Genomic DNA, 23931 nt, shown 5'->3' with positions numbered 1-23931 from the left:
GGTGAATCAGATTATGAAGAACTATCAACCAACCAAATTGGAATGGAGAGTTTTGAACTACTATAGACGACGTGACATTCAGTCACCGAGTGAAATCGATTTAGAGTCATGGGCAAAGGAAGCCGGCATCTGGGTACATCACGTCCCACTCGGAAGTACTTATTATGAAATGAGTGACGACATGTACACGATCATCGTTGATGATCGGCTTCCAAAGCTGCAGCAACGGGTAGAATTGGCACATGAACTTGGACACGTAATTTTGCATACCGGGGACCAGGAGGTACTGTCTCATGATGAACGGACCCGCCAGGAACGGGAAGCGAATCATTTTGCGATGTACGCGTTGGCGCCTACGTATATGCTAGCCAAGCATATGATAGACGATTGCTCATGGGGGTCTCAGGTAACGTATCTTGCAGAGGAGTTTAATGTGCCCACCCCATTTATGGATGTTCGTCTGCGGCTACTATCCGGGAGAGCTTACGGATTCCTAGGCGGAACAAGTTCCCCACTCTTCGTAGTTCGAGAGGAAACAGAAGACTATGACTACTCCTATCGACACCCTTTGGATGAAAATCTCGAATATGTCGTCTGCAGTGGTGAAGTATTGGGGCTTCGGAAGAGATACAAAGGTTAAGTGAAATGAATTTATATCCTGGGGTGTTGTCCATGAAAAAACAATTACGAGCAGTGGCTTATCCTCGTTACAGTTCGGACAATCAACGCGAAGAGTCCATCACTGCACAAATTCGGGCGATTGAAGAATATTGTGAACGGAAGGGCTATATTCTCGTGGATAGCTATCCAGACGAGGCCCGCAGTGCAACAACAGACAATAGGCCTAATTTTCAACGTATGATTGCCGACAGTGAGAAAGATCTGTTTGACGTCGTTGTCGTGCACAAGTTGGACAGGTTCGCACGAGACCGGTATGACAGCGCGTATTATAAAAGAACCTTGAAAAGAAATGGCGTTCGCCTGGAGAGCGTGCTTGAACAACTGGATAATAGTCCAGAAAGTATCATTCTTGAATCTGTTCTTGAGGGCATGGCAGAGTACTATAGCAAGAATCTCGCCCGCGAAAGCCGCAAGGGGATGTTTGAGAACGCAACAAAAGGCTTACATGCCGGCGGACGGCCACCGTACGGATATCTTATCAATCACCAGACTAAGAAACTCGAAATCGATGAAAAAGCTGCTGGGGCTGTTCGTCATTTCTTTGAACAAGTGGCAATCGGTAAATCCTTAACGCAGATTGCGCAGGAATTGAACGAAATGGGCTATCGAACACAAACTGGTCGAAGGTTCACAAAAAATAGTTTTGACGGATGGGCCAGGAATAAGAAATACATTGGTATTTATACATGGGACGTCAAGACTCAAAAAACGGATCGAGGAACAAGAAATAATCATCGATACAAGCCAGAAGAAGAACAAGTTCAGGTCCCTGACAGCGTACCACCAATCGTAGATGTAGAACTATGGGAAAAAGTGAACGAAGCAATGAAAAGCCGACAGTGGAAGCCGTCGCATCGTAAGGCAAAGATTTGTTATTTACTCAGTGACAAGGTATTCTGTGGCAAATGCGGAGCTAGGTACAACGGAAATGCGTACACAAACAAAGGAGCCCAGTACCGGTATTACACTTGTGCCGGGAAATGCGGTAACAAGAGTATTCGAAAGGATAAACTTGAGCAATCCGTCGTGGAACAACTCATTGAAAACTGTTTTAGTGATGAAGCCATGAACAACATTGTCGTCCGTGTACAGGAATTGTATCGAACGCAACGTACAACAGTAGTCCAAGACATTCGCCCCATTCAAACGGAGATAGCCGACATCGAGGTTAAAATTGATAACTGGTTTGAGTTATTGGGTAGTGGTATTAGTGCGAAAGGCACGCTTATAGAAAAAATTAACGAGGCGACTGCACGTAAAGAAGCTTTAGAAGCCGAATTGAATCGAACTAAAATACTCAATGAGCAAACTGAACTTGATGAGTCAAAAATTTTGTCTACGTTACTGGCAAAGAAACACCAGCTTTTTTCGGATGACGATGAAGAGAAAAAGCTCGTAATACAAGAATTCGCCGATTCCGTCACCATTAATTGTGACGAAACCGACGATTTCGAGTTAACCCTGGGTCTTAGGGTTATAGCTGGTGGAGGCGACGGGAGTCGAACCCGCGTCCGAAGACCTCGCGACATGAACTTCTACGGGTGTAGTGCGTCTTTTACATGTCCCATCCGCACGCGGACACACGCGCTTGCGAAATGGTCAGCTCGTTAAGTTTCGCCGGTGGCCCACGAGCACGTGCCGCCGACTATCCCGCTAAGTTGACGTCACCAAGTCTGCACGGGAGACAGACAAGATGACGGCCTAACTGCAATTAAGCAGCGAGGGCGAGGTTGCTGTTTGAGGTAAAGCTTTTCTTAGTTTTGCCAGTTAAATTTAGGTCCGCGTTTTTTACGTGGCCTCGCGGCCCCACGACCCGCTATTCATGCTCGAACAATCCCCGTCGAATCCAAAACGCCCCCGCGTTTTGGGTTGACTCGAAGGTCAACGATGACTTAGCTAACATGAGCGCTGAGCACATCATGTTCTAAATCACCAAAGGAACTGGCAAGCACTCTAGCTGCAGCGGCGAAATCATGAATCTCTCACTCACTGCTCATTTATCATAACGCACGATGAGCAAAACAACAATGTGTGCTTCGTGGTGGTGTTTCCATGGTAATGTTTAACGATTTCTATCCCGCAATGCACGCTGAATCTCGCGGTTGGCGTCTCGCTTCTTAGCTGACTCACGCTTGTCGTACAGTTTCTTACCTTTTGCAAGGCCGAGTTCCACCTTGCAGAACCCGTTCTTAATGTACAACTTCGTTGGAATAAGCGTATAGCCGTGTTCCTTGACCGCACCGATTAATTTGGCGATCTCGCTTCGATGCAACAACAGCTTCCGCGGCCGCATGGGTTCGTGGTTAAAGCGATTCCCCTGCTCGTATGGACTGACGTGCATGTTATTCAGCCAGACCTCACCGTTGTCAACCTGAGCATATGCGTCGCGCAGGTTTGCGGAACCTTTGCGGATGGACTTGATTTCTGTGCCGGAAAGGACAATACCCGCCTCATACGTATCTTCGATAAAGTAATCGTGGTACGCTTTGCGGTTTTGTGCCAGAGCCTTTCCATCTTGTCCTTTACCCATCAGTTCCACCCTCTATCGTACATCTGCATCGTGTGACGCCCATTACGACGAGGGGCGCGTACACCATATCGTACCAAACCTGCGCGTCCCGTTCAATGCTCGTTTTGTACCACTGCGCGACTAATGACTGGGGCGACGGCGCCTGCCCGCCCCACGATACGAGCCGCCTGCACCTGAAGGACTCTCACCGGAACTGCTGCCTGCCCGGTGGTTCCGACCGGGATTGTGCGGACGGTGCGGTTTCCGAGGCTCACTGCTCCCGATGCTTCCTCTGTGATCAGCACCCGGACTGGCGTACCCGTTCAACCCTAGCCACAGCTGTGGTGCATGGGGATTGGCACCTTGATCTGCATCTGCAGCACCACCGACAGATCCACCCCACGCACTGCTAACTTCTGTTCGTCGTCCATTGCCGTCCATACCGCCTTTGCTTTCGCTTGGTAAAGACAGTGGTTGCCCCCACGGCACATTCCCCCGTTCTGCTCGGTGCGTCGCACCATCACTCACCCATGCCGCACCGTTTCCCCCTGCTCGTCCCTTAGAGCTGCTCCCAGCTGCGTCTGCAACGTCACTACGCTCACTCGCCCAAGCGCCGCTTCTTCCGGCACTGCGAGGTCTGTCATCGCGACGACCGTTAAACCTGCTTCCCCCGCGGGGCTTTTCTCTGCGTCCACCGAAGTCTTGTTCGAAGCCGTCTTGATTTGAACGTGTGCTGGGGTCAGCATTCGCGCCGTACGGTTCCTCGCCGCCATTTCGCCAGTTCCTGCCGCGGCCTCCGCTGCCACGCCCACGCGCGGTGAAGCCGTCTTCGCCGTGCCCGCTTTGACCGCTGGGTCCCTTGCGTCCGTGTCTGTCTCCGCCGCCTTCGTTGTTGCGGTGACCGAAGCCACCACGGCCTTCACTGGTTCGTCCGCGGAACCCGCCACTGCGGTTGCCTCTGTCGCTTCGTCCTTGGAAACCGCCGCTGTGGTCGCTCCGTCCATGACCACGACCGCCATTATCTCGGCCCCCGCTGTCACGCCCGCGGCCGCGCGGTTCGCTCGCACGTTCCAACCGTTCGGCTACTTGACGACGTCTGGCTTTTGGTGAGAGATCTTCATCGTAAACGACAGACTCTACGCCACCCATCTGCACCATGGTGCCTTCACGTCGATGCGCGACGAGCTGAAAGTCGACCGTCAAATCCTCCTTGCTCGCGCCAGAGACCTCAACCGACACCGGATCGCCGAGACGAAATACTCTCCTCGTCCGCTCTCCGACGAGGGCCATCTGCTTTTCATTCAACACGTAGTAATCATCTGCGAGGTAGCTGATGTGGATGAGTCCTTCCACGCCGTTATCGAGCTGGATAAACAGGCCGAACTGCGTCACGCCGCTGATGATACCGTCAAACTGCTCGCCCACGTGATCGAGCATATATTCGACCATCTTCATTTGATCGACCTCGCGCTCTGCATCCTGAGCAATACGTTCGCGAATGCTCGAGTGCATCGAGGCGTCGTGCACAAACTCACCAAGTTCCTCCTCGCGATGAGTGGATAACGCACCCGTCAGCACCTCGCGCATAATGCGATGAATGGCGAGGTCCGGGTATCGTCGGATTGGCGATGTGAAGTGTGTATAGTACTCGGCGGCAAGACCGAAGTGACCTACACAATCCGGCCCATACTTCGCCTGCCGCATGGAGCGGAGCATCAGCTTCGAGATGACCATCTGTTCTCTAGTCCCCGCGATCCGCTTCAAAATGTCCTGCAACGCTCGCGGATGAATCTTGTTCCCGAGCCCCTTCACGTGATAACCGAAGTTATGGATGAACTCGTTGAAGTCCATCATTTTGGCGAGATCCGGTTCTTCGTGGATCCGGTACACAAATGGAACGCCTATCCAGTAGAAGTGCTCGGCAACCGTTTCATTGGCGGCCAGCATGAACTCTTCAATCAACTTCTCCGCAATCCCGCGCTGACGCGGGATGATGTCGGTAGGATGACCGAGATCGTCCACGACGACTTTCAACTCTTCAAAGTCAAAGTCGATGGCGCCGCGCTCCGTCCGTTTGTCACGGAGGATTTGTGCAAGTTCGGCCATTCGCTCAAAGTCGGTCAGCAGTTCCTTGTAGCGGCCGAGGACTTCTTTGTCTTTGTCGACAAGGATTTTGTTCACGTTCGTATAGGTCATCCGCTCTGTCGTCTTGATGATGCTTGGGAAAATATCGTGTGCCACCACTTCACCTTGCGGCGTGATCTCCATGATGCACGACATCGTGATCCGGTCCACATGGGGGTTCAGCGAACAAATGTTGTTCGACAGCCGTTGCGGCAACATGGGGATGACCCTGTCCACCAGGTAGACACTTGTCCCGCGTTCAAAGGCCTCTTTGTCCAGCGGACTGCCTTCCTTGACGTAGTAGCCGACATCTGCAATGTGCACGCCGAGCTCGTAGTTTCCGTTCGCGAGGAGCTTGACGTGCACCGCGTCGTCGAGGTCTTTCGCATCTTCGCCGTCGATGGTAACAATGGTCTCGTGGCGCAGATCGCGCCGCCCTTTCAGGTCTTCTGGAGACAAATCAAGCGGAATCGCTTCAGCGGCCTGAAGTACATCGTCCGGGAACTCCTCTGGCAACTGGTACTTGCGGACAACGGCTAGGATGTCGATGCCAGGGGCATCAGGATGTCCGAGAACTTCAATGACCTTTCCTTCGGGACCACGGGTTGGGGTCGGAAAGGTAGTGATCTCAACAACGACGACATACCCGTCATGGGCACCCATCATCCCTTCGGTATCGATGAAGATATCCTGCGGGAAGCGCTTGTCGAGTGGAGTGACGAATGCATGATCTTTGTATCGTGTGAACTTCCCTACCACGTTGCTGGTAGCGCGCTCAAGGACGCGGATGACCTTGCCTTCACGGCGATTGCCGCCGCCAGCGGATCGCTCGACGCGAACCATGACCTTGTCTCCGCTCATGGCCCCATTCATGTCGCCGGAGGCGACGTAGACATCGGGATCGCCCGTGGCCTCAGGAATCACAAATCCAAATCCGCGCGCCTTCATCTGCAACGTGCCGACGACGAGATTCATCCGCTCGGGTAAGCCGTAGCGGTTTGTCCGGGTGCGTACAACGTCGCCCGTCTCCTCCATCTCGTTCAACAGACGCACAAAGGCCTTGAAATCATCGCTGGTCTCGATGCCAAATTCCTCAACCAGCTCATCGACCTTCATCGGCCGATAGGCTTCAAGTTCCATAAAGGCAATCAAGGATTCGCGTCGAACGTCCAATACTTCACCTTCCTGACTGGCGGGTCTGCCGTTCTTGACTGGTTTCTCTGCTTGTGAACGTGCCTCCGTGCGAGGGCATTCCAGAGAACGTGCTTGTAAGACCAGGCCTTCCGCCGATAAATTGCATGCTCTTCTAGTATGAGCTATCTTGGAAGGAATTGATACGGCGTACGTCGATGGAATAGCGGATTGGCAAGTGGGTGGGGAAGGTTTGCTAGACCTAAACATGAAGGAAGGAATTCCGCATGTCGCGGAATTCCCCCCTCTTTGGTTCAGTATGCGTTTGCCGGTGGCCGGCAGTCTACTCAGTTTCGTACGGACACACATGTCGCTGTTTGCAGGCAAATCAGGTGTTTATTCCGCTTTGGCGTGATTCATCAAGTGCTCTTCCCGATGTGGATACGATTTGAGAAAGTCAATGACATATGCGTTCAATACCGAACTTACCTGGCTGTAACAAACCATATGCCCAGCTTGCGGCAACCAATGAATCTCTTTCTCGTGCGATCCGACGGTGTGATAGACATAGGATGCACCTCGCGGTTCAACGACCTCGTCCATCTCCCCCTGAATGACGCAAAGAGGTTGCGTGACTTGAGGCAAGGCTGTTTTCCCCAACTGGACAATTCGTCGAAACTGCTTCACGCTCTTAAGCGGTGTCTGCGATACGCGCTCAATACGCTGTTTGAGGTACGTTGACGTATTGGCACCTTTGTCCCATGACTCCTTAATCACACCAGCAATTTGCCGGAACAATTGTTTTGTACCGACGTAGAAAACAGCTGGTGCAAGCATGGTCACCGTCGTGACAGGATACTTCGCCGCCATCACTGACGCGATCATCGCACCCATTGAAAATCCAATCAAGTGCACAGGCCCTTCGGCCAGCCCTGCTTCGATCACTGGTTCAACGGCTTGCAACCACTGACTTGCAGTGGCTGTTTCGAGGTCTGCTTTGGAACCGCAGTGCCCGGGTAACACAGGTAACTCGACGTCATAACCTTCGGCTAAGAGGGCTTCGGCTAGTGGAGCGAGTTCTTCAGGTGTACCCGTAAAGCCGTGAATAAGCACGCACAGTCCCTTCGCCATCGTACGAACCTCCCCTGAATCTCCCAAAGAGTTGCAGGAATGGCGCCGTCCACCGACGACGCCATCACGACACCTACACGAGGTTTGCTCCCAGATATGCGATAAACAAAGTTACCAGCAAGAACAGTGTGGCCAGAACCACAGTCACCTTGGCAAGGAAGGAATCCATGCCTTTGGGGCGACGGTTTGTCACCTGATCCGAACCGCCTGTAATAACACCGGACAACCCGGCGCTTCTCCCAGACTGGAGCAGGATTACAAGAATCAATAAAACGGACAGCACAACCAGAGATACTTTGGCCGCTGCAAGCATTGTCGTTCACCCCCACTCGCGTGGGTCACCAGGGAACCTCTCAGGTGCCCGTACCCGAAGCTCTGTTTGCTTGAAGTGTACACGCTAGTTGCACGGAGCGCAACTCTACACCACATTACTATACTCCAGGTAGTCTAGCATTTATGACACTTTCAAGCCACAACCTGTGAGGTTCTATTATTTGGATTCGGTCAACGGCGGTTGCCAAAAATCACAGGACCTGCATATATACCTTGTGTTCCAAGTTCTTCTTCGATCCGGAGTAACTGGTTGTACTTGGCAACTCGGTCAGTTCGGCTCGGCGCCCCCGTCTTAATCTGTCCAGCATTCGTCGCCACGGCGATATCAGCAATGGTGACGTCTTCCGTCTCTCCGGAGCGATGAGAAATGATCGATGTATATGATGCTGTTTTAGCCATCTCGACACATGCGAATGTCTCGGTCAAAGAGCCAATTTGGTTGACCTTAACCAAGATTGAATTCCCGACGCCGCTCTGAATCCCCTGGCCCAGGCGCTCTGTGTTGGTCACAAACAGGTCATCACCGACCAATTGGATGCGCGATCCGATGGTACGCGTGAGCTCACCCCAATTATCCCAATCATCCTCGGCCAATCCGTCCTCGAGCGAGATAATAGGATACTTGTTAATCAATGACTCATAATATGCAATCAGTTCTGCTGCGGTGCGCGTTACGCCCTCGCCCTCGAACACGTACTTGCCGCCTTGCAGCAATTCGTTTGCAGCCACGTCCATGGCGATGGATGCATCTGTGCCTGGTTTGTACCCAGCCCGTTCAATGGCCTCGACGATGAGCGCAATGGCTTCCTCGTTGGTCTTCACGTTTGGCGCAAATCCGCCTTCATCGCCAACCGTGGTGGACATGCCCTTTGACTTCAGGACCGTCTTCAGATTGTGGAAAACTTCAGCTCCCATGCGCAGAGCTTCCTTAAACGTTGGTGCACCGTGCGGCACGACCATAAATTCCTGAATGTCCACGGTGTTGTCTGCGTGCTTGCCGCCGTTCAGGATGTTCATCATCGGCACAGGCAGCATTCTTGCGTTGAAACCGCCTAAGTAACGATAGAGCGGCATATTGAGATCAGCCGCTGAAGCTTTCGCTACAGCCATTGAAACCCCAAGAATTGCGTTTGCACCGAGTTTGCCCTTGTTTGGAGTTCCATCGAGTTGGAGCAGCATCTGGTCAATTGCAACCTGATCGGCAGCTTCCTCCCCAATCAGTTCCGGACCAATCTTTTCGACTACGTTTGCAACGGCCTTTTCAACACCTTTACCGAGGTAACGCTTGCTGTTGCCATCGCGAAGCTCAACCGCTTCGTGTGCACCTGTGGATGCGCCTGACGGAACGATTGCGCGGCCCACTGCTCCGCTATCGAGTGTCACCTCTACTTCAACCGTCGGATTCCCGCGGGAGTCCAGTACTTCGCGTGCGTGTACGTCAAAAATCTCTGCCATTTTCAGTCAACCTCCTGCACTCTTCACTTTGCTTTTTCCATCATACCGTTTCTAATTTAGGCTTGCACAATTGTGACCCATTTTGACCCTGGTCCGCCTCATTACCCGCTTAATGGCGATCCGGTGTCGGTGCTAAGTCGGTTCCACCGACTTAACCGCGAACCGACGAGCCCCTGCACCACCCTGACGCCTGCGGTGTTCACTCGTTCGTTCAGTGCTTGAGCAGCGTATGGCCCGTCATCTCCGTCGGCTGCTTGACGCCGAGGAGGTCGAGCATGGTTGGAGCGAGATCGGCCAGGACACCGTCGTCCTTTAACTCTACCCCAGGCTTGGTGATGACCAGAGGTACTGGGTTGGTCGTGTGGGTTGTGCAGACATCCCCGGTATCCTTGAAGAACATGATGTCTGCGTTTCCGTGATCCGCTGTGACCAGCGCCACGCCGCCAACACTATGCAATGCGTCGAGGACGGTTCCGAGACACTCATCCACAGCCTCGACCGCATGCACCGCCGCTTCAAAGACGCCCGTATGTCCAACCATATCCGGGTTGGCAAAGTTGAGGATGACGCAGTCGATGTCACCCGATTTTATGCGCTTCTGAGCGGCGTCAGCCAACTCGTAGGCACTCATCTCCGGCTTCAAATCATATGTCGCCACTTTGGGCGAGGGAATCAGGACGCGCTCCTCACCAGGGAATGGCTGCTCACGACCACCCGAGAAAAAGAAGGTCACGTGCGGGTACTTCTCCGTTTCAGCAATCCGCAACTGTGTGAGTCCGTTTTGGGCTAGGACTTCACCCATGGTGTTATCGAGATTCGCCGGCTTGTACGCCACCACTCCACCGACAAGCTCGCTGAACTTGGTCATACAGACATAGTGGACATGCGGGAAATTTGGACCTCTGTCGAAGTCGCGAAAATCTTCATTCGTAAAGACGCGGGAAATCTGAATGGCTCTGTCCGGTCGGAAGTTGAACATAATGACCGCGTCACCGTCGCGAATTTGGCCGACTGGTTGACCATTTTCATCGACGATCACGGTTGGAATAATAAACTCATCCGTCACACTCTTGGCATATGAGTCTTCAAGCGCCTGCAAGGGGTCTGTCGCTTTATCACCCTCTGCATCCACCATGGCACGATAGGCTTTAGATGTTCGTTCCCAACGGTTGTCCCGATCCATTGCGTAGTAGCGACCCTGGATGGTTGCAATTTGGCCAACGCCGAGTCGCTCCATCTCTTCCAACAAGCGTTTGACATCCTTGCGTCCACTTGTCGGTGCCACGTCGCGGCCATCCAGAAAGGCGTGAACGTAAACCTTCTTCACACTATATTCTTTGGCCATCCGAAGCAGCGCCAAGAGGTGGCGCATGTGGCTGTGTACACCGCCGTCCGACACTAGCCCATATAAATGGAGGGCTGTCCCGTGCTCGTTGACATGATCCATTGCGCCCTTCAGCGCCGGGTTCGAGAAGAAGTCACCCTCGTCAATAGCTTTGTCGATCCGGGTGAGATCCTGGTACAGCACACGTCCTGCCCCGATGTTTGAATGTCCCACTTCGCTGTTGCCGAATTGGCCCTCTGGCAGTCCAACGGCCTTGCCGCTGGCTAGCAAATGGGTGTGCGGATATGTTTTCCACAGGTTATCAAAATTCGGCTTTTTCGCTGCTGCAACTGCATTACCAACAGTCTCCGAGCGGCAACCGAAACCGTCGAGGATAATGAGTGCCACAGGGCCTTCCCCAGACGGGCGCGGCTTGCGTACAAAATCGACTTGTGTTTGCTGCTGTGATTCTCCCATCGTGATCACCTCCCTGAAACTTGCCCCATTGCTTCGGCCATGGCGACAAATGACTCCGGATCGAGGCTGGCGCCGCCGACAAGAGCACCGTCGATGTCCTTTTCAGCGACAAACTCAGCGATATTCGCCGGCTTGACACTGCCGCCGTAGAGGATCCTTGTCTTTGCTGCCTCAGTCTCTCCGAGTGCGACCACCACAACCTCGCGGATGGCCGCAATGACCTTCTCGGCGTCTTTTGGACTCGGGGTCTTTCCTGTCCCAATCGCCCATACCGGTTCATAGGCGATCACGATGGCATCCCCGTCCGGACGAGCCTTCTCAAGGCCAATTTGGGTTTGACGGGCAACGACCGTCATCGTCTCTCCTGAATTGCGTTCTGCGTCGTTTTCCCCTACACACAGAATGGGAATAAAACCTGCTTCTTGGGCTGCTTCAACCTTGTCGCGGACGGCTTCATCCGTTTCTGCAAACATCTGACGCCGTTCGGAGTGTCCAAGGACCACATACTTCACGCCAATCTCCTGAAGCATTGGTGCAGCGACTTCGCCGGTAAATGCACCGTTTTTCGACTGATGCATGTTCTGGGCCCCGACAGCCACCTGGGTTGGCAGGACAACCTTCGCAACTTGTAACGCGGTAAACGGAGGGCACACAGCGAAATCCATCTCCGCCGACAGTTTGCCCAGATTTCGACCGAGAACCTCCGCAAAACTTCTGGTCTCGGCAATCGTTTTGTACATCTTCCAGTTGCCAACGAGCATCTTTCGCCTAGTCATCTGGCTTTGTCTCCTCTCATGAAAACGTCAGAACCCGGTTGCGCAATGGGGAAGCCTCGCGCGATGATCCAGGTTGCATAATGGCACCCAGCCCGCTCAGCACTCGCACAATGGCTCCGGTTGCGCAATGGCACCCTAGCTTGCCCGGCGCTTCTCGCGCGATGGCACCCCAGTCCTGTTTACTTGGCCGACTTCAGCGCCACAACACCAGGCAATGCTTTGCCTTCCAGGAACTCCAGCGATGCGCCGCCTCCCGTAGACACATGAGTCATCTTCTCGGCCAGCCCTGCCTGTTCAATGGCCGCTACGGAGTCGCCGCCGCCGACAATCGTAACGCCGTCGACCTTTGCCATCGCCTCAGCAACCGCTAACGTTCCTGCTGCAAATGCAGGCATTTCAAACACACCCATCGGTCCGTTCCAAATGACGGTCTTTGCGTTTGCAATCACGTCAGCATACTTTTTAACGGTATTTGGACCAATGTCGAGGGCCATGCCAGAACTCGGCAGACTGTTGAGATCGGTCACTTCATGCCGTGCATCGGCTGCGAACCTCTCTGCAAACACCAAATCTGTTGGTAGCAACAGGTCTGCACCTTGTTTTTTAGCTGATTCAAGCAGAGCTTTTGCTACCTCAATGGCGTCCGTCTCGACCAAGGAGTCAGCCATTTGATATCCCTTCGCGGCGAGGAACGTGTTCGCCATACCGCCACCGATAAGCAGTGAGTCCACTTTGGGCAGCAAGTTTTCGATCACGCCGATTTTATCCGATACCTTGGCCCCGCCAATAATCGCAACGAACGGCTTCCGCGGGTTGGCCAATGCTTCGCCCATAATCCCAATCTCTTTTTCCATCAGGAACCCAGCCACCGCAGGGAGATAATCGGCGACTCCAGCCGTGGAAGCGTGAGCTCGATGAGCCGTCCCGAAAGCATCGTTCACATACACGTCACCCAGCTGACTGAGCGCTTTCGCAAACGCTGGATCGTTTTTCTCCTCTTGTGCGTAGAAACGGAGATTTTCGAGGAGGAGAACGTCAGACGATTGAAGACTGGCAGCTTTGGCCTCTGCCTGCTCACCAATGCAATCGTCAGCAAATGTCACCGTCTTTCCCTGCAACAGGTTTGACAAGTGTTCAGCGACGGGACGTAAACTGTACTTTTCATTCCGTTCACCTTTTGGACGACCTAAGTGACTCATCAGGACAACCTTCGCCCCTTGGCCAGACAGGTATTCAATGGTTGGCAAGGCAGCACGAATTCGCGTATCGTCTGTAATTACGCCGTCTTTCATGGGGACGTTGAAGTCCACGCGAACAAGGGCTGTCTTCCCTGCCCAATCGACGTCCCGAACCGTCATCTTGTCCATGATGGAAATCCTCCTTATGTAACTCGTACTCACGTAACTCGCTGTGACTCCAGTTCTCATAAATCGCCTGTCAGTTCTAGCGAGACCGCTTTACTGTAAACATACCATTTGTTCATTTCGTAACGAAATCGACCACGACCAGTTCACTGCCCGGTTTCAAAAATCGACCGCGTGTTCCGTCTTCACCCTGACAAATCAACGCTTCTGCACAGGTAAAAGGGGAGAATATGATTCTCCCCTCAGGTTGTTGAGGAACTCAGTTCCTCTAAATCCCTCTGAGTCGCCAGGCGTCCGACTGCAGAGGAACTCAGTTCCTCTAAATCCCTCTGAGTCGCCAGGCGTCCGACTGCAGAGGAACTCAGTTCCTCTAAATCCTTCGGAGTCGACAGACGTTCGACTGCAGAGGAACTCAGTTCCTCTAAATCCTTCGGAGTCGCCAGACGTCCGGCTACAGAGGAACTCAGTTCCTCTAAATCCCTCTGAGTCGCCACGGGTCCAGCTACAGAGGAACTCAGTTCCTCTAAATCCCTCTGAGTCGCCACGGGTCCAGCTACAGAGGAACTCAGTTCCTCTAAATCCCTATGAGTCGCCAGGCGTCCGTCTGCAGAGGAACTCAGTTCCTCTAAATCCTCCGGAGTCGCCAGGTGTCCGACTGCAGAGGAACTCAGTTCCTCTAAATCCTTCGGAGTCGCCAGACGTCCAGCTACAGAGGAACTCAGTTCCTCTAAATCCCTCCGAGTCGCCAGGCGTCCGACTGCAGAGGAACTCAGTTCCTCTAAATCCCTCTGAGTCGCCACGGGTCCAGCTACAGAGGAACTCAGTTCCTCTAAATCCCTATGAGTCGACAGACGTCCGACTACAGAGGAACTCAGTTCCTCTAAATCCTTCGGAGTCGACAGACGTTCGACTGCAGAGGAACTCAGTTCCTCTAAATCCCCCTGAGTCGCCAGGCGTCCGACTGCAGAGGAACCCAGTTCCATGAGGTTCCGCAGTGTAAAAAGGGATTTTTCAGCCGACGAACTTTCTCAACAACCTGAGGGGAGAATATGATTCTCCCCTGTGCGCATCTTTCTAAACAAAACCTTTCTGAACAAAACCTTTCTAAACAAAACCTTGCTGATACAAAACCTTGCTGATACAAAACCTTGGCTTACTTTGTGCCGACAGGCAGTTTGCTTCCAACGAGGGCGGTCAGGTCTACAACACGGTTGGAATAACCCCATTCGTTGTCGTACCAAGAGATGACCTTGACCATGTTGCCTTCCATCACCATCGTGGACAGTCCGTCGACGATGGAAGAACGAGGGTCGCCGTTGTAGTCACGGGACACGAGCGGATCGTCGCTGTATCCGAGAATGCCCTTCAGCGAAGTCCCTGCTGCTTCGCGCAGTGCGTTGTTCACGTCTTCGACGGTTACGTTCTCACGAAGCTCTGCGGTCAAATCGACCAGTGAGACGTTCGGGGTTGGGACGCGCATCGCCATTCCGTTCAGTTTTCCATTCAGGTGTGGCAGAACCAGTCCGACAGCCTTTGCAGCACCCGTGCTTGTCGGGATGATGGACAACGCGGCAGCGCGGGCACGACGGAGGTCCTTGTGCGGCAGGTCCAAAATCTGCTGGTCGTTGGTGTAAGAGTGCACGGTCGTCATGAGGCCGCGGACGATGCCGAACTTCTCGTCGATGACCTTGGCCAGTGGCGCCAGGCAGTTGGTGGTGCAAGATGCGTTCGAAATGACGTTGTGTTTTTCTGCGTCGTAGATGTCATCGTTAACGCCAAGGACAATCGTGGCATCCTCATGCTTTGCTGGTGCGGAGATGATGACCTTCTTCGCTCCGCCGCTGGTGATGTGTGCCTCAGCTTTCTCTTTATCCGTAAATCGACCTGTCGACTCAATCACGACGTCGACGCCGAGCTTGCCCCAAGGCAGGTTCGCCGGATCGCGCTCAGCAAGCACAATCACACGCTTTCCGTCGACGACGATGGCGCCGTCTTCAGCTTTCACTTCGGCATTCAAGCGGCCATGGACGGAGTCATACTGAAGCAGCATCGCAAGCGTCGCTGCATCCGTGAGGTCGTTGACTGCGACAATCTCCATATCGGTTCGGCCAAGAGCTGCGCGAAAAACGTTACGTCCAATACGTCCAAATCCATTGATTCCAACTTTTACGGTCATGATCTAACCCCTCCATGAACATGATTCAGGATTGCTCTTGCAGCGCCCTCATCGGTGACCAACAGGTCGATCCGATACGCCTTTGCAACAGATGCAATTGCCGGCGCCTTGCTGGTGCCGCCTGCAACTCCCATGACGAATCTCATTCGATTTAAATCAGCTAACTTCAACCCAACCGTGGTCATGCTGTGTACCGTCTGACCTTGTTGGTTGAAGTAGTACCCAAATGCCTCAGCCACCGCGCCTTGCTCTTCAAGCATCAGATACTCGTCGTGACTCAGCGCGCGCCGTTCTGCCATCTGCAAAGCACCGCCGATGCCGTGAACAACCACTGTGGCCTGACGAATTTCCGCAAGCCGCTCCTGAACCATGGGCTCATCCGTTAACCTTTTGAGCGTTTCTTCACTCAGCCGATCCGGTACGTGGAGCACACTGTACGATCCGCCCATCACTGTTGCGAGCTGCTCTGCGATGGTATTCGCCTGAATTGAAGTGGACTCACCAAGACCGCCGCGTGCCGGAACGACTCGAACCGGAAGCGCCTTGCCCTGGGGCATCATCTTGGCCACCGTTGCCATCGTACTTCCACCCGTAACAGCGACTACATCGCCTTCGCAAAGCAGGTTTCGAAGTTCATTTGCGGCTTGAAAACCCAGCGTATCTTTAACCCATTGCTCGCCGTCACTGTCCCCAACAACAACGACAACGCGAGGAATTCCGAGCACTTTCTCCAGCGTTAAGGCAAGTTCTGTCCGGCCTTCCATCGTGGCCAGCACTGAGTCTAACTCATCAAGTAGAGCGTTCCCTTCGTCAGACAGCACCATGCCAGCCGGACCAGCGTCAAGTAATCCCTGCTGTCTCAAGAACTCGACTTCGCTGCGAAGCACTCTCTCCGTTGTACCGAGCTCTGTGGCCAAAGCCCTTCGCCCAATGGGTTGAAGCAGGCGAATCCGGTGTAGAATCCGCGAGCGCGAGCGCAACGTTTCCAGCAGTTCCGGTACGATGCGTTGCGCTGCATACAGATTGATGGAATCCAAGCCACTACCCCCTAGCACTGCAGAGTGGTCAGGTCATCTAAGGCAGGTTTCCCCACCACTCCCCTAGGCCATTCCTCAAAGGGACTATTTTCGTCCCGCAGCAACATATTGTGTCCCACGTTGGCCAAGAAAAAAAGCGTTGCTAAAGGGAATTTATTTTTCGGTTTTATTGTAGATCACACCCCTCCCATGTGCAACAACGAAGAGTGTGATTTTCTGTCTATTTTTCAATCGATAAGTCACGGTAACGTGTGTGTCCTGCGCGACAAAGAGCCTGGAATCCCCATCGCTTCCCGGTATTTCGCCACGGTACGGCGGCTCACACGAACCCCGGTGTCTGTTAAACGTGCAGCAATGGCTGCATCCGTTAACGGCGCATCTCCCGGCTCTGCTTTAATCCAGTCTTTAATCATGTGCTTGACGGACGCAGCAGACACATCTCCCCCGCCCGTGTGAATCGTTGCTGTGAACAACTGACGAAGCTCAACGATCCCAATCGGCGTAGCCATCGTCTTGTGGCGGATGGCACGGCTGACCGTTGATTCGTGTACGTCCATGAGGTCAGCGATGTCCCGCAGGCGCATGGGTCGCAGGTATTCAAATCCGTTCAGCAAAAATTCCGGTTGCAGGGTAATGATCGCTTCTCCGATCCGCTGCAAGGTCAGCGTACGCTGCACCAGGCAATGACGGATCCAACGGGCTTCACGCCACTGTTCGCCAAGATACTGCCGAACTTCGAAATCAGCTTGCCGCATGAGCCGTTGATAATGTGTATCCTGCCAACTCACTTCACCGGATGCATCTGCAACAACGACGACAAACCCGCTCTCGGTGTGAACCAGACTGAGGTCAGGTCGGATATGGTGTGGAACAAAATGTCCGTATTCGGAACCCGGTCTTGGGTTCAGCCGTCGGATGGCCTCAAGTGCTGTCAAAACCTCGTCCGTTGTCACCTTTAGCCGCCTGGCAATCTGCGATAACCTTCCATTCGCCACATCTTCAAGATGATGAGTGATCATCTGTTCCACAACCGATTGGACTTCGAGCGGAACGAGATGCAATTGAAGCAATAAACACTCTCGCAAACTCCGTGCTCCAACACCTGCAGGTTCACACTGTTGAATACACGCCACTGCGCTCTCCCACTCCGTTTCATCGAGTTGCAAGCGCAGCTTGAGTTCTGGACTGTACGCCCCAAGGTAACCGTTTTCATCCAAATCCTCAGAAAGCCTCCGGGCAGCATCTCGCAGAACCGGGTGGGTATCGAGAAAGAGCAGCTGTTGTTTGATGTCGTCAATCAAGGTCCAACTCGCGCTCAGCATGTTCTCAAGCGGATATCCTGCCCCTGCCCCTGCACCTGCACTGGATGTCGCGGCTCGTCCGCTGCTTACTCCGCGGCTTGTGAACGAGTTCGACGACCAAGATGGCGTAACTTCGCGAAGCTGACTGCCGTTTGCCTCTCTGTCAGCGTGTACAGTGCTTGGTGCAGACAGTGAGTTTGTGCTGTTTTGAGACACAGCGTCAGGCTGTACTTCCAAAAAAACGTTTTTCTCCGCGCGATCCGATACGTACTGACGCAGCTCTTCATGCGACATTTCAAGCACAGACAGGGCTTCACGCATTTGAGTGGTCATGACCAGCTTTTGTGACTGTTCCTGATTCATGTGAAAGGTCATATCCACTGCGAACACCCCATTCTTGTATGTCACCGAAATACTTTGATAACCATGTACCTTGACAACCATGTACCTTGACAACCAAACACTTTGACAACCATGGCATGATTCCTGCTAGCGTACTCTGACTGCATTATATGCGGAAAGCCGCTAGACATTCCAGTGAAACATCTTGGTACAGAGACAAGTCACGTTGCAATAGACTGAGAGTGAGAGCCCAAGGTCAATGGGCGCGGTCCGTCCGTGAAGCACCGAGAAGGCGTATCTGCGAAACATCACTCAACATTCAGGAGGGGAGCCTATTGCGGATTGGCATCATCGGAACCGGAAACATTGGTGGAATGCTGTCGAAGGCCTTCGCCACGGCACACCCTGATGCACACATCACCATTTATAATCGAACCCGTTCCAAGGCCGACCGAGTAGCAGAGGGACTGTCCAATGTTCAGGTTGCTCTGTCAGCCGCAGATGTGGCAAACGCTTCAGACACAATCTTTCTGTGTACAAAGCCTGCTGATGGCTGGGCCGTTTTGGATGATATCGGGCCACGCCTTGAATCGACGCAAACCCTGGTCACAACCATCAGTTCCATTCCACTGTCCGAGATTGAACACATGACAAACGCATCTGTTGCGAAGGTTATCCCAAGCATTGTGCAATCCGTGCAAAGCGGAGTCATCCTGGTTACCTGCGGACCAACCATCAAACAGGATGCACGTAATCGACTGTATCAACTGTTAACCTCTATCGCATCATACCCGTACGAGGTCACAGAGTCCCAAGTACGTGTCTGCAGTGACCTGTGCAGCTGCGGACCTGCTTTCCTCTCGGAAATGCTCGTTCATTGGGCTGATGCTGCCGCAATGACTGGGCAAATTTCTGCTGATGAAGCGCAATTATTGTTGTCCAACACCGTGATCGGTCTTGCAAACCTGCTCAAGTCGGGAAAAACGTTTGCGGAGGTCATTACGCATGTGGCAGTTCCAGGAGGAGTCACGGAAACCGGAATCCTCGCTCTTCGTCAGGACACTCCTGCTGTGTTTCAAAATTTGCATCAGGCAACGCGACATCACGGACATGGTCGTCAACCCAACCATGCTGTATCAGAGAGTGAGAAGTAAGCTAATTCTTGTCGAATTCTGGCAAGTTGTGACATGATACTTGTTTCACTGTAAATATAAGAAGATAATAGGGGAAATGGAGTGATGACGTGGACGAGCTCTACAAACGTAAAGACTCGATTCACGCACCAGAACGGGTGTGATACGTATGGCAGACAACCTTTCGTCGAAACTCTCGCTCTCCAACAGGGCGCCATCCTTGTCGGACCCGGTTGTTCTTTCCTTGCCGCCATATTACGACGCACAAGAACAAAACCATGACTTCGGAAACATCCCAAACATGTACTTTAAAGAGGCTTTACGGAAACACATTCGAGCATTGTACGGGAACGAGAATTCCGACGGCCCTTGGTCCGTCATCGCCATAGATGCGCACAACCTGATTTTAGATATCCTTGGTAACTCAGAAATCAGAGCAGTCCTGAAGACACACGCCATTAAGACTGGGGTTCGTATCCTGGAGGCACCGACATCTTCGGGCATTGAGAGCGCCTTTGCTGAACTCCCGCGAGGCTTTCGCGTCAGTCACGCTCCGGTCGTCTTAGCCAGAGAAAACCTGATTGGTGTTGTCACCGTCGTAGTCGCGGATGAGACAAGCACCTGGATACTCGATACATTCACCAAATCGATTGCTGCTGCAGTCGAGCGAGAGCTCGAGGCAGAATGGCAGCTGCGCGATAATGCCATGCTGTATCAAACACTGCTCAGCCATCTTGACTACCATGTCGTCCGTATCGGCTCGGATGGGCGTGTCAGAGCGTATCACCCGATTCCCATTCAGGACGACGTTCACAATCAAATGCTCATCCACACAGAGAGAACCCCCGATGGCGACATCGATCTTACACTCGGAGATCGGTTGTACACTTGCGTTCTGCGCACCCTCACGCATCCGACCGGTCTGCCTGCCGGTAGACTCGGCTTATTCCGGGACATCACTGACCAACGGAAGATTGAACGACGCATGCGCGAGACGGATCGCATCTCTATCTTGGCCTCCCTGGCTGCGGGTATCGCGCATGAAATCCGGAATCCACTGACGACTGCAAAAGGTTTTTTGCAACTGTTTGCAGAGCGTCAACTCAGTAACCCTGACCATCGGTACATTGATTTGACGATTCAGGAATTGGATCGGATCGGCCGACTTGTAAAAGATTTTATGACTCTGGCACGGCCTGAACCGACCCGCTACCAGCGAATTGAATTAAACCATCTCGTGCAAGAGCTCATCCACTTTATGATGCCAGAAGCGATGCTCCATGGTGTGACAATGGAGTTCGGAACCGAGCGGTCCACCATCTACGTCAAGGGCGATCCCAATCAGTTAAAGCAAGTCTTGATGAATATCCTGCAGAATGCACTGCAGGCCTGCAGTGCACACGGAAAAGTGGACATCTGCACAACTCAAAAGTCCTCTTCCGCAGTCGTCAGTGTGCGTGACACCGGTGTGGGACTGACCAAAGACCAACTGGGACGTGTCTTTCAGCCGTTTTACACGACCAAGGACTCCGGAACTGGGTTAGGACTCGCCATTTGTCGACAGATCATGCAAGAGCACGGAGGATCGATCGAAATTTATAGTCAGCTGGGCGAAGGAACCACCGTGACCTTTCAACTTCCTGTCGTCGCACCTGCCCCCGACTCAGAAATACAAAACCCCAGATTGCTGGGGAATCCGGGGCCGTCTCAAGTTTGACTTCTTTCACTCACAATATCGGGGACTCACCAACCGGAGACTGACGAGTCCGGGACTCACGAATCCGGGACTCACGAATCCGGCACTCACGAATCCGGCACTCACGAATCGCGCAGGATATCTTTTTGGAGTTCAACTTGGTGCTCAGGGGCCAGCTCTGAAGCCACGTCGCGTGCCTCCACGTCCAGCGCCCGTTCCTGGGCTAAAGCCATGCCCACTGAACGATAAAACCGTTGCCCCCGCATGTTTAAAGAAGATACGTGTGCCGTAATAGCCTGCCGGATACCGAGCAGGCGGCTAAACTCCTCGAGTTTCGTAAAGGCGCGTTGGCCGATCCGTTGCCTGCGCAGTCCCTGCTTTACATACAACAGCTTCAGTTCGTAACTCGATTCATTTTGCTCCAAAGCTGCGACGCCTGCGGTTACTCCTCCTGACGTGATCAGAAAGGGGAAAACATGATCATCTCCAAGCCAAGCCTCAACATCAAACCCTGGTACATGCCCAGACGGGCCCGGGCGGGGCACGGTTCCGGACAAAGCCAGGACCTCTGTCAGGCAGTCGTCAACCATAGCTTGCGCATCCTGCAACATCTCCCGTTGTATCCGTTGCAAGCCGACCTCAGGTGGAAGCTCACCTAGCGTGCCTCCTGCTGATTCAGAAAAACGCTGGCCTAGCAGCGAACCGTCTGCGCCAGGCAATGGCATGAACGAGTTTGGTTGCGGACGAGGTCTCGGAGCGGGTGCCAACGCTCGCTTCTGTTCGCCAAGAATAGCGGTTCGGCGGCCGACCTCATCAAAAGCGAAAAATACCCAGAACACTCCACAATAGGCGAGGAGTGCTCTGTTCCAAACCGGGTTGCCTTGACGGGCAAAAACCATGACGACATACACGACTAAGGCCACAATGGTCACTGCGAGTGATGCCCAGATGACAACGGATCGCGCGTAACGCATCCCATTGCCCTTACGACTTTCTGACATCTTGCTTCTCTCCTCAGCGCCTTACTTCTCCAGGATGGAGGCCAGCTCGTCAACCATGCTCGAGAATTGCGCCAGTGTTGCACGAACCGGCTCTGGTGACTCCATGTCAACGCCTGCCTTGCGGAGCAACTCAATCGGATAGTCCGAACCGCCGCTCTTCAGAAATTCCAAGTAGCGTGCAGATGCCTCTGGCCCGTCGTTCAGGATCTTCTGCGACAAGGCCGTTGAGGCAGAGATACCAGTGGCGTATTTATACACGTAAAACGGGTTGTAGAAGTGTGGAATGCGAGCCCATTCAATGGCGATGGCCTCGTCTACCACGCACTCAGCACCGAAGAACTGTTCATTCAGCTTGTAATAGGTATTCGACAACCATTCGGGTGTCAGAGCGCCTCCTTCTTCGGCGTGGGCGTGTGTCAGCTTCTCAAACTCTGCAAACATGGTCTGGCGGAACAAGGTCCCACGCAACGTTTCCAAGTGATGGTTCAGGAGGTATGCCCGCATCTGGGGGTCTGTCGTATTGCTCAGCAGATGATGCGTCAGCAAGGCTTCATTACAGGTTGACGCAACCTCCGCTACGAAGATGGTGTAACCAGAGTACACAAAGGGTTGGTTCTCGTGGCTGTAGTAGGTATGCATCGCGTGACCGAGTTCGTGAGCAAGCGTGAACATATTGTCGAGTGAGTCCTGATAATTCAGCAGGATGTACGGGTGTACGCCATACGCGCCCCATGAGTAGGCGCCACTCGTCTTACCTTTCGTCTCGTACACGTCGACCCAACCACTTTTCAGTCCATCCCGCGCAATCCTCTGATACTCCTCACCAAGTGGCGAAATCGCCTCGCCGACGGTGGACACAGCCTCGTCGTAGGGGATTTTGACTTTCATCTCCGAAACAAGCGGCTGGTAAATGTCGTACAGATGCAATTCCTTAAGCCCCAGCACCCGTTTGCGCAGGTTCAGGTACTTGTGCAACGCTGGCAGTGACTCATGCACGGCAGCAATTAAGTTGTCGTAGACCGACACTGGCACATTGTCGTCATCGAGTGCTGCTTTTCGAGCCGATTCGTAGCCGCGGACCCGCGAGTAAAAGATGTCTTTCTTAACGCTTGCTCCGTACACAGCTGCCAGCGTGTTCTTGTGTTCTCCGTACGTCTTGTACATAGCTTCAAAGGCCGTCTTGCGAACGGCTTGGTTGCTGCTTTCAAGAAGTTGTATGTAGCGTCCGTGTGTCAGCTGAATCTCTTCACCATCATCATCGATCACCATTGGAAACTTGAGATCAGCATTGTTGAACATCGTAAAGATCTGCCCAGGGGCGCTGGTAACTTCACCTGCAGCCGCAAGCAGTGCCTCTTGCTCGGTCGGCAAGACGTGCGCTTTTTGACGGATTAAATCGTCGATGACAAACTCATACAGTTGCAGTTCTGTGTTTGCATGCAGAAATGAGCGCAGTTGTGTTTCCGGGATCTCGAGAATTTCCGGCACGAGAAATGCCTTCGCTTGCTCTACCTGAACGGCAATGGACATGGCCTTGTCTGTCAGGGCTTGGTAGGTCGGGTTCGTGTTGTCCTCGTCGCGTCGCATGCGCGCGAATGCGAACATCATCGACAGACGTTGCCCGAGGTCATCTTGCAGACGGAGAGCCTTCAGCAGTACGTCGGCACTTTGATTCAGTTGGCCTTCAAGTCCAGCCAACTCCTCACCCAACTTCAATACGGTGTTCGCATCGGCGTCCCAGGCGTCGACAGAGGTGTACATGTCTTCGAGGCGCCATTTATACTGGGGATCAACCTTATCCCGGGTTAGGACATCCCGGTTACTGCTGCCTCCACCTTCGTTTGGACGGTGCAACGGTTCCATGCGACTCCCGACCCCTAGTGTCTTGTTGTTGACATTGAGTCCACCTGTAAAGTTCGCCATTCTGAATCGCTCCTCTC

17 protein-coding genes, 1 other RNA gene and 1 pseudogene are annotated in these 23931 nt (G+C 53.2%); 4 read left to right on the top strand and 15 right to left on the bottom strand.

The features are described from left to right. The first annotated feature begins 13 nt into the window (after positions 1-13). Complete coding sequence (locus AN477_RS01490; protein ID WP_054967401.1) at positions 14-640, top strand: ImmA/IrrE family metallo-endopeptidase; 627 nt, start codon at positions 14-16, stop codon at positions 638-640. A 5-nt stretch (positions 641-645) separates the two neighbouring features. Further along, positions 646-1707, top strand: a pseudogene (locus AN477_RS25775) (recombinase family protein); the annotation flags it as partial. 455 nt (positions 1708-2162) lie between these two features. Here AN477_RS25775 and ssrA read toward each other — a convergent pair. The 13 genes from ssrA to rpoN all read right to left on the bottom strand — a co-directional run bounded on the left by ssrA (position 2163) and on the right by rpoN (position 18263). Beyond that, positions 2163-2540, bottom strand: a transfer-messenger RNA (tmRNA) gene (ssrA, locus tag AN477_RS23590). 203 nt (positions 2541-2743) lie between these two features. Then, the gene (gene smpB / locus AN477_RS01480) at positions 2744-3211 is read right to left on the bottom strand and encodes an SsrA-binding protein SmpB (protein WP_054967399.1); all 468 of its coding nucleotides are present in this window, start codon (positions 3209-3211) and stop codon (positions 2744-2746) included. Between the two features lie 120 nt (positions 3212-3331). Then, entirely contained in the window at positions 3332-6487 is a 3156-nt protein-coding gene (gene rnr, locus AN477_RS01475; RefSeq protein WP_245631673.1) for a ribonuclease R, read from the bottom strand. Positions 6488-6841: 354 nt separating this feature from the next. Then, a complete protein-coding gene (locus tag AN477_RS01470; RefSeq protein ID WP_054967398.1) occupies positions 6842-7576 on the bottom strand; it encodes an alpha/beta hydrolase in 735 nt (244 codons plus the stop codon). A 73-nt stretch (positions 7577-7649) separates the two neighbouring features. Then, positions 7650-7889: a preprotein translocase subunit SecG gene (gene secG, locus AN477_RS01465; protein WP_054967397.1), complete on the bottom strand. Its 240-nt coding sequence runs from the start codon at positions 7887-7889 to the stop codon at positions 7650-7652. Between the two features lie 191 nt (positions 7890-8080). Further along, positions 8081-9364 (bottom strand): phosphopyruvate hydratase, encoded by a 1284-nt coding sequence (gene eno / locus AN477_RS01460; RefSeq protein ID WP_054967396.1) that lies wholly within the window; start codon positions 9362-9364, stop codon positions 8081-8083. A gap of 211 nt (positions 9365-9575) precedes the next feature. Next, the gene (gene gpmI / locus AN477_RS01455) at positions 9576-11165 is read right to left on the bottom strand and encodes a 2,3-bisphosphoglycerate-independent phosphoglycerate mutase (protein WP_054967395.1); all 1590 of its coding nucleotides are present in this window, start codon (positions 11163-11165) and stop codon (positions 9576-9578) included. A gap of 5 nt (positions 11166-11170) precedes the next feature. Next, positions 11171-11941, bottom strand: a complete 771-nt coding sequence (gene tpiA / locus AN477_RS01450; RefSeq protein WP_054967394.1) for a triose-phosphate isomerase — start codon at positions 11939-11941, stop codon at positions 11171-11173. A gap of 179 nt (positions 11942-12120) precedes the next feature. After that, positions 12121-13308 carry a phosphoglycerate kinase gene (locus tag AN477_RS01445; protein ID WP_054967393.1) on the bottom strand — a complete coding sequence of 396 codons (1188 nt, stop codon included), beginning with the start codon at positions 13306-13308 and terminating at the stop codon, positions 12121-12123. A 239-nt stretch (positions 13309-13547) separates the two neighbouring features. Then, positions 13548-14288, bottom strand: a complete 741-nt coding sequence (locus AN477_RS01440) for a hypothetical protein (protein ID WP_054967392.1) — start codon at positions 14286-14288, stop codon at positions 13548-13550. Positions 14289-14458: 170 nt separating this feature from the next. Continuing rightward, positions 14459-15481, bottom strand: a complete 1023-nt coding sequence (gene gap / locus AN477_RS01435) for a type I glyceraldehyde-3-phosphate dehydrogenase (RefSeq protein ID WP_054967391.1) — start codon at positions 15479-15481, stop codon at positions 14459-14461. Next, positions 15478-16518 carry a sugar-binding transcriptional regulator gene (locus AN477_RS01430; protein ID WP_054967390.1) on the bottom strand — a complete coding sequence of 347 codons (1041 nt, stop codon included), beginning with the start codon at positions 16516-16518 and terminating at the stop codon, positions 15478-15480. Before AN477_RS01430 ends, gap begins: the two co-directional genes overlap by 4 nt. Positions 16519-16757: 239 nt before the next feature. Next, on the bottom strand, positions 16758-18263 hold the full coding sequence (rpoN, locus tag AN477_RS01425; RefSeq protein ID WP_054967389.1) for an RNA polymerase factor sigma-54: 1506 nt from the start codon (positions 18261-18263) through the stop codon (positions 16758-16760). Positions 18264-18496: 233 nt separating this feature from the next. Between rpoN and AN477_RS01420 the strand changes: the two genes are divergently transcribed. Both AN477_RS01420 and AN477_RS01415 read left to right on the top strand, forming a co-directional pair. Continuing rightward, on the top strand, positions 18497-19315 hold the full coding sequence (locus tag AN477_RS01420; protein WP_054967388.1) for a pyrroline-5-carboxylate reductase dimerization domain-containing protein: 819 nt from the start codon (positions 18497-18499) through the stop codon (positions 19313-19315). 148 nt (positions 19316-19463) lie between these two features. Further along, on the top strand, positions 19464-21011 hold the full coding sequence (locus AN477_RS01415; RefSeq protein WP_054967387.1) for an ATP-binding protein: 1548 nt from the start codon (positions 19464-19466) through the stop codon (positions 21009-21011). Positions 21012-21112: 101 nt separating this feature from the next. On the opposite strand, the gene AN477_RS01410 is transcribed toward AN477_RS01415, so the two are convergent. Together AN477_RS01410 and pepF are read right to left on the bottom strand one after the other, a co-directional pair. Continuing rightward, a complete protein-coding gene (locus tag AN477_RS01410) occupies positions 21113-21991 on the bottom strand; it encodes a GNAT family N-acetyltransferase (RefSeq protein ID WP_054967386.1) in 879 nt (292 codons plus the stop codon). Positions 21992-22012: 21 nt separating this feature from the next. After that, positions 22013-23914 (bottom strand): oligoendopeptidase F, encoded by a 1902-nt coding sequence (gene pepF, locus AN477_RS01405; RefSeq protein WP_245631672.1) that lies wholly within the window; start codon positions 23912-23914, stop codon positions 22013-22015. Positions 23915-23931: the final 17 nt, after the last annotated feature.

This window comes from Paenalicyclobacillus ferrooxydans (assembly GCF_001399675.1).
Taxonomy (GTDB): domain Bacteria; phylum Bacillota; class Bacilli; order Alicyclobacillales; family Alicyclobacillaceae; genus Alicyclobacillus_B; species Alicyclobacillus_B ferrooxydans.
Note: the sequence above shows the minus strand (reverse complement) of the source record. Positions and strands in the feature narration are given on the sequence as shown.

Coding starts and splice junctions, on each gene's coding strand:
- secG (WP_054967397.1), bottom strand. CDS start 7,889: ATGCTTGCAGCGGCCAAAGTATCTCTGGTTGTGCTGTCCGTTTTATTG.
- AN477_RS01445 (WP_054967393.1), bottom strand. CDS start 13,308: ATGGACAAGATGACGGTTCGGGACGTCGATTGGGCAGGGAAGACAGCC.
- AN477_RS01490 (WP_054967401.1), top strand. CDS start 14: ATGAAGAACTATCAACCAACCAAATTGGAATGGAGAGTTTTGAACTAC.
- pepF (WP_245631672.1), bottom strand. CDS start 23,914: ATGGCGAACTTTACAGGTGGACTCAATGTCAACAACAAGACACTAGGG.
- AN477_RS01440 (WP_054967392.1), bottom strand. CDS start 14,288: ATGGAACTGGGTTCCTCTGCAGTCGGACGCCTGGCGACTCAGGGGGAT.
- gap (WP_054967391.1), bottom strand. CDS start 15,481: ATGACCGTAAAAGTTGGAATCAATGGATTTGGACGTATTGGACGTAAC.
- eno (WP_054967396.1), bottom strand. CDS start 9,364: ATGGCAGAGATTTTTGACGTACACGCACGCGAAGTACTGGACTCCCGC.
- tpiA (WP_054967394.1), bottom strand. CDS start 11,941: ATGACTAGGCGAAAGATGCTCGTTGGCAACTGGAAGATGTACAAAACG.
- AN477_RS01415 (WP_054967387.1), top strand. CDS start 19,464: ATGGCAGACAACCTTTCGTCGAAACTCTCGCTCTCCAACAGGGCGCCA.
- AN477_RS01410 (WP_054967386.1), bottom strand. CDS start 21,991: ATGTCAGAAAGTCGTAAGGGCAATGGGATGCGTTACGCGCGATCCGTT.
- smpB (WP_054967399.1), bottom strand. CDS start 3,211: ATGGGTAAAGGACAAGATGGAAAGGCTCTGGCACAAAACCGCAAAGCG.
- AN477_RS01470 (WP_054967398.1), bottom strand. CDS start 7,576: ATGGCGAAGGGACTGTGCGTGCTTATTCACGGCTTTACGGGTACACCT.
- rpoN (WP_054967389.1), bottom strand. CDS start 18,263: ATGGTTGTCAAGGTACATGGTTATCAAAGTATTTCGGTGACATACAAG.
- gpmI (WP_054967395.1), bottom strand. CDS start 11,165: ATGGGAGAATCACAGCAGCAAACACAAGTCGATTTTGTACGCAAGCCG.